Source organism: Xenorhabdus hominickii, from assembly GCF_002632725.1.
Classification (GTDB): Bacteria; Pseudomonadota; Gammaproteobacteria; order Enterobacterales; family Enterobacteriaceae; genus Xenorhabdus; species Xenorhabdus hominickii.
This window is the reverse complement of record NZ_NJAI01000010.1, coordinates 94,986-99,930: the sequence shown is the minus strand read 5'-3', so window position 1 is coordinate 99,930 and position 4,945 is coordinate 94,986. Positions and strand designations below refer to the sequence as shown.

Below are 4,945 nucleotides of genomic sequence, written 5' to 3'. Positions count from 1 at the left end.
ACCGGACAGACTTTTATCCGTATCAATTAATAAAGAAACATATGTTCTTAGATTTTCTATTTCACTCGCAACGCCTTCCAATTCATCGAATGCCTGATTATCTGACATGATATAATCTTTATTTATATCCCTTAACCGTTGGACTAAATCACAAGTTTGACGATGTACGCCACGACACATTAAATAAGTATCCGGTTCAGCTTCATTTTGAGTTGCAGTAACTACGGGAAATATTGAGGCTTCAATTTCTTCTGCAATTTCGACGGCTGCTTGTAGTTTATTGTTCATGTTTTATTTCCGTGATTGTTATCAATTCACCATAGTTCACTCGGAAATGAGCTGTAATTAGTTATATTCAGAATGAATCTTACTTACATAATCATTTAAATGATGAACAAAATTATAACTATCCCACACTCTATTAGTGTGTATATCATAGAAAGCAGTAGCAATAAATTTATTACCTTTGAAAATATCGTACTTAGTATCGCCGACTTCAATCACATCAAAACCATAGTTTTTACAAGCAGAAATAAATTTACTTTGTTTGACTAAAACAGTAGACCAATCACGAAATTTTTTACGCTGCAACCAAGCCTTTTTATTGAAAAAATTACGGTCTTGAGAACGAGGAGAAAATAGGTTAGCCAAATGACGGTAACGAACATAATCTTTTCTACATTCAGCCGCTAATAATGCAGAAGTGCTTGTTAATGTATTCATGTTTTATTTCCTTAGAATTAATATTGTTTATCTCAATTACGATTAACTATTTGACCCATCCAGCCTAAAATTACATGCGTAGGAGCTAGTGACTTTCTCGCTTCCTGCTCATTAATTGCCTGAGCCTTAATGCATATAGGGCGACGTTGTTTTGTGTTAGCTCGCTCTATTGCGCCGAAGATAAAGGTTTTCATAATTACCTTTTATTGAATACGGAGTAATTTTTTCAATTCAAGATTATCTTTAATAAAGAAAATATCACGCTCTGGCCGTAATTCCGCCTGATTCCAGACGACGGCGGGTTTTAGTTTTGGTTGAGTAGATAGCTGCATTGGGTAAGCAGCAGTTATTGAAATTATCGTAATTTGGAGTAGTTTGAATTGAAATTGCTTTATTAACACGATCCATTGCTTTTCTGTTCAGTGATAATACTGGTCGTGTTGGTATTGTAATTTCTTCAGAATTGAGAGCAGTCTTTAACGCCATATTGATGGCTTTATCCTTGTTATATGCCTCTTGTTGCTCCTTTCTGCGCTCATGCCTTCTTTTTCTTGCATTGTTGTAGCCATGAAAGTTGTGCATATCATCCCCCTTAGTTGATTTGTGATTGAGTAGTCTTCACGTCTCAGTCAGTAACCAACTGGTAAGAATGGTGCGCTTTTTCAGCGCTGTCTGTTAAGGAGCGGTGGTGCTTCATCTTTGGCTGTGTGCCTTGGATGGTGCCATTATTAACTGATGGTTAATTTTAGTCAATAACCAAAGGTTAATTAAATTAAAAGTTAAATTTTAACTAATTGAATTTTAAGTTAATAAATTTTTTAACTGATTATGAAAGTGTGATTTGAATCAAATAATTCAGGTGGATATTTGAAGTGGTAGCCGCTGATTAGCGGCTATTTTTGGGAAGGATGAAGATATGATCTACCAAGCCATTACTGACCAGTTTATGACTCGTCCAATAATTTTAACACTTTGAATTTCTGCTATTTCATCAGGAAATTCAATTGAGTTAAAGCTACGCACAATCAATTTTCCGGGTTGCCTATATAGCAATTTAATACGAAATAAATCGTCTTGTTCAATAGCATATATGCCCCCATCAACAATATTTTGATGGCCACGATCAACTGTTACGGTTGAACCATCAGGGATAACCGGTGACATACTGTCACCATGAACAGGGAATGCTACAACATTTGAAGGATGCGCCCCGTATCGACGAAGAGTTGAGCGTGAAAACCTCAATTTAAACCCATTGTAATCTTCGTTAGTACAGCAGCCACTTCCTGCGGCTAACTCTATGCTCTTAAAAAATGGGATAACAACCTCATCATCATTGATTGGGGTGGTGGAATCCCAAGGATCGACTTCTTCTAGTTCTAGCTCTATTTTGGATAGCGGTATTCCATCTACCTTTTTAGAGCCTCTACCATATTCTAACCACTCCGGCCTGACATCAAGCCATTTACTTAAAGCCAAAATATTACTGGAGTCCGGGATTGACTCAGCGTTCAGCCACTTCCAAACCGCAGGGCCGCTGACTTTTATTTTTTGTTCGGCAAGAGCGTCAGTGATCTTCTTACCTAGTCCACGTCCAGCAAAGCCTGCTTCTAGGCATGCTTCTTTTAGCCTTGCAGTGAACTCAGCTTTGTCATTTTTTTTAACCATAAGTTAATTATCATCCAGACTTGACTTAACTGTCAGTTAGAATTTAGAATTAACCATTAGTTAATAATTTTAGCTCGGATATTAACCAAATGAACCCAATTGAATTCGCAGTTAATGCAGTAGGCGGACAAGTTGTCGCTGCAAAAATCTGCGGGAAAAGCACCGTAGCAGTCTGGAAATGGGTGCAAAACGGTTGCTTGCCTCGCACTGAGTACACGGGAAAAACCCAATATTCAAAATTACTAGCAGAGCATTCTGGCGGAAAGTTTACCGAAAAATGGCTACTGCAAGCGGCAAATCCAGATAAAGGATTGGCGTAATAGTTACTGCTCTTTAACATCTCTGTGCTGAAAAAGCACACCTACCAAAAAATATCATCTATCTCAGGATAGACGACAATTCTGTATCTTTGTTAAACAAAACTTAATCAAAATTTAACTTCAGTAATTTTTGCGCATAGAACACGCCTACTCGGCGTGCAGAAAGGCGAATTCCAATCGTGAACACATACCCGATCCACAACGTAGCAATGCCCGAAATTTATCATCCGGGTGATGCGGAATGGATTCAAAAGATGCTTTCCGCCATGAACTCAACCACAAGGGAATACGCGAGGGATAAATACGCTTACGTCTACAAACTTAGGCGGGATGAAGATCCTGTGCCGCATCGCAGGGATAACACCGGCGCTAGGGCTGCTAACACATGGCTTCGATTGTTCTTCAAGAAAAATTACAGATCGATGAAGGGTTATACCGAAGAGCCGCTGTTAGTTCCGAAAGCACAGCCAGAGGACAAGCCCCATTCAGGAGTGGCTTTAGGACAGGGGCAAGCAGGTAACACCGAAATGGCTGTGTCTTCTGGCTGTGGGATCGGTGGTTAGGGGATCACTAGGGCTGAAAATGAAAAACCAGCCAAGTGAGAATAATTATCAAAATGGGGAAAAGCCAAAAAAACTGGCAGTCACGAAAAGTACTAAATAAGAACCCCCCTATTTTTTTGGACTAAATGAGAATGATTATCAAAAAAGAGAAAGCAGAAAAGATCATCCAAAAACACCGTGCTTTTGCTAACTGGAAACCAGCGCGCGCCGTGGCTGAACTAGTGGCCGCTGGGATGTCAGAAACCGAAGCAACGACAATGGTCAAAACAAACGCACCGGAGCGGAAAGCGCATAAGCCACACAACAGCCACGCAAAGCCGGTGAATCTGGAAGCATTGAGCACTCACTACATCGTGGTCGGTGATTACGATTTGCTGAGCCTGAAACATCAGGATGCACTGATTGCTGCCATCCGAAACGGCAAAGGGAAGAGTTCATGGAATGATGGGGCAATGGCGGTAACCCTGTTCGGATTAGTCAAGGCCTACCCGATCATCACCACAGCCGAAGTAAACAAATTCCTCAACCGTGGCGCATTCATCGACAGCATTCCACTGTTCATTGACGGGGAGGTGATTGAAGGTGAAGCGATGCCGTCAGCGAATAACGAGAGCGTGAAAGACGTTTTTCGTGCGGTTAAGCAACTGAAAAAAATCACTGAGCACTTAGCGGATACTGGCACATTGACGCTCAATAAATACCTTGATCGCGTACCGACTGACGAAGACGTTAAACGCGCCGTTGGCATTGTCGCACCAGCAATAACAAACCCGCACTTCCATAAAATCGATTATGCGCGCCAATACAACGATATGCCTGTAGACGCTCACGCCGAAGACAGTAAACGGATTATCAATGAGTGGAAAAACGAACTGAAAATTAAAGGAGGCAAGAAACCGAGCAGCGAAACTTTGACGAGTGAAGACTGATTCGGTTCTTGCCGTTGGCACTAACGAAGAGTTACCCGTGCAAATTATCGCACGGGAACTTAGAAAAATAAATAAGAGCAACGTCATGCTAGAAATTACCCCTAACTTTGCACAGGAAAGAGGGTTGAATCTTTTAAGGGCTGAATGGAAAAAGTACAGCAGCTTTCTTGTTTATGCTCCCACGGGGGCAGGGAAAACCGCTCTATCAGCCTTCATTATTGACGGGTTTGTATCAAAAAACAAAAAAGTCATGATGATCTGCCCATACCTTGTTCTGATAAATCAGACTGCCCAGCGCTTTATCGAGTACGGCTTACCGGAGGATGAAATCGCGTATATCTGGCATGACCATCCCAATCAAGACCCGTCAAAGCTGATTCAGATTGCGTCGGCTGACACGCTGATCCGCCGTGACTTTCCCGAAGACATTAATCTGTTGGTGATTGATGAAGCGCACCTGAAACGCAAAAAGATACTGGAAGAAATTACGCGGCTGACCTCGGAAACAGACTGCAAGGTGGTAGGGCTGTCGGGTATGCCTTTCTCGCCGTTCCTCGGTCACTACTATCAGAAGCTGATTAAGCCCACCACGATAAAAGAGTTAATTCAGCGTGGTGATCTGAGCGCGTATGAGTTTTACGCACCCACCAAGCCTGATTTAAGCAAGGTGAAGTCTGCCCGCAATGACGACTACGGCAGCGATTACAAGGAAGACGAAATAGCGGAAATCATGTGCGGGGCT

9 protein-coding genes are annotated in these 4,945 nt (G+C 41.7%); 4 read left to right on the top strand and 5 right to left on the bottom strand.

Annotation, left to right across the window (positions count from 1 at the left end):
• The 5 genes from Xhom_RS22985 to Xhom_RS22970 all read right to left on the bottom strand — a co-directional run.
• The coding region (locus Xhom_RS22985) for a hypothetical protein (protein WP_099139827.1) at positions 1-288 on the bottom strand (288 nt) is incomplete at its 3' end.
• Between the two features lie 57 nt (positions 289-345).
• Positions 346-723, bottom strand: coding sequence for a hypothetical protein (locus Xhom_RS22980; protein WP_069316153.1), 378 nt, complete (start codon positions 721-723; stop codon positions 346-348).
• Between the two features lie 32 nt (positions 724-755).
• The gene (locus tag Xhom_RS47255) at positions 756-917 is read right to left on the bottom strand and encodes a host cell division inhibitor Icd-like protein (protein ID WP_145957480.1); all 162 of its coding nucleotides are present in this window, start codon (positions 915-917) and stop codon (positions 756-758) included.
• Positions 918-981: 64 nt separating this feature from the next.
• Positions 982-1,305, bottom strand: a complete 324-nt coding sequence (locus Xhom_RS22975; protein WP_069316152.1) for a transcriptional antitermination N peptide — start codon at positions 1,303-1,305, stop codon at positions 982-984.
• Between the two features lie 339 nt (positions 1,306-1,644).
• Positions 1,645-2,391, bottom strand: coding sequence for a LexA family transcriptional regulator (locus Xhom_RS22970; protein WP_069316151.1), 747 nt, complete (start codon positions 2,389-2,391; stop codon positions 1,645-1,647).
• 89 nt (positions 2,392-2,480) lie between these two features.
• On the opposite strand from Xhom_RS22970, the gene Xhom_RS22965 reads away from it, so the two are divergent.
• The 4 genes from Xhom_RS22965 to Xhom_RS22950 form a co-directional block, all read left to right on the top strand.
• Entirely contained in the window at positions 2,481-2,711 is a 231-nt protein-coding gene (locus Xhom_RS22965) for a helix-turn-helix domain-containing protein (protein WP_069316150.1), read from the top strand.
• A 179-nt stretch (positions 2,712-2,890) separates the two neighbouring features.
• The gene (locus Xhom_RS22960; protein ID WP_069316149.1) at positions 2,891-3,274 is read left to right on the top strand and encodes a hypothetical protein; all 384 of its coding nucleotides are present in this window, start codon (positions 2,891-2,893) and stop codon (positions 3,272-3,274) included.
• 131 nt (positions 3,275-3,405) lie between these two features.
• Positions 3,406-4,203 (top strand): hypothetical protein, encoded by a 798-nt coding sequence (locus Xhom_RS22955; RefSeq protein WP_232326313.1) that lies wholly within the window; start codon positions 3,406-3,408, stop codon positions 4,201-4,203.
• A gap of 85 nt (positions 4,204-4,288) precedes the next feature.
• On the top strand, positions 4,289-4,945 hold a 657-nt coding region (locus Xhom_RS22950), incomplete at its 3' end, for a DEAD/DEAH box helicase (RefSeq protein WP_145957486.1).

What these genes read in the sequence shown, in the direction of transcription:
- Xhom_RS22980 (WP_069316153.1), bottom strand. Translation starts at nt 723, where the DNA reads ATGAATACATTAACAAGCACTTCTGCATTATTAGCGGCTGAATGTAGA.
- Xhom_RS47255 (WP_145957480.1), bottom strand. Translation starts at nt 917, where the DNA reads ATGAAAACCTTTATCTTCGGCGCAATAGAGCGAGCTAACACAAAACAA.
- Xhom_RS22975 (WP_069316152.1), bottom strand. Translation starts at nt 1,305, where the DNA reads ATGCACAACTTTCATGGCTACAACAATGCAAGAAAAAGAAGGCATGAG.
- Xhom_RS22970 (WP_069316151.1), bottom strand. Translation starts at nt 2,391, where the DNA reads ATGGTTAAAAAAAATGACAAAGCTGAGTTCACTGCAAGGCTAAAAGAA.
- Xhom_RS22965 (WP_069316150.1), top strand. Translation starts at nt 2,481, where the DNA reads ATGAACCCAATTGAATTCGCAGTTAATGCAGTAGGCGGACAAGTTGTC.
- Xhom_RS22955 (WP_232326313.1), top strand. Translation starts at nt 3,406, where the DNA reads ATGATTATCAAAAAAGAGAAAGCAGAAAAGATCATCCAAAAACACCGT.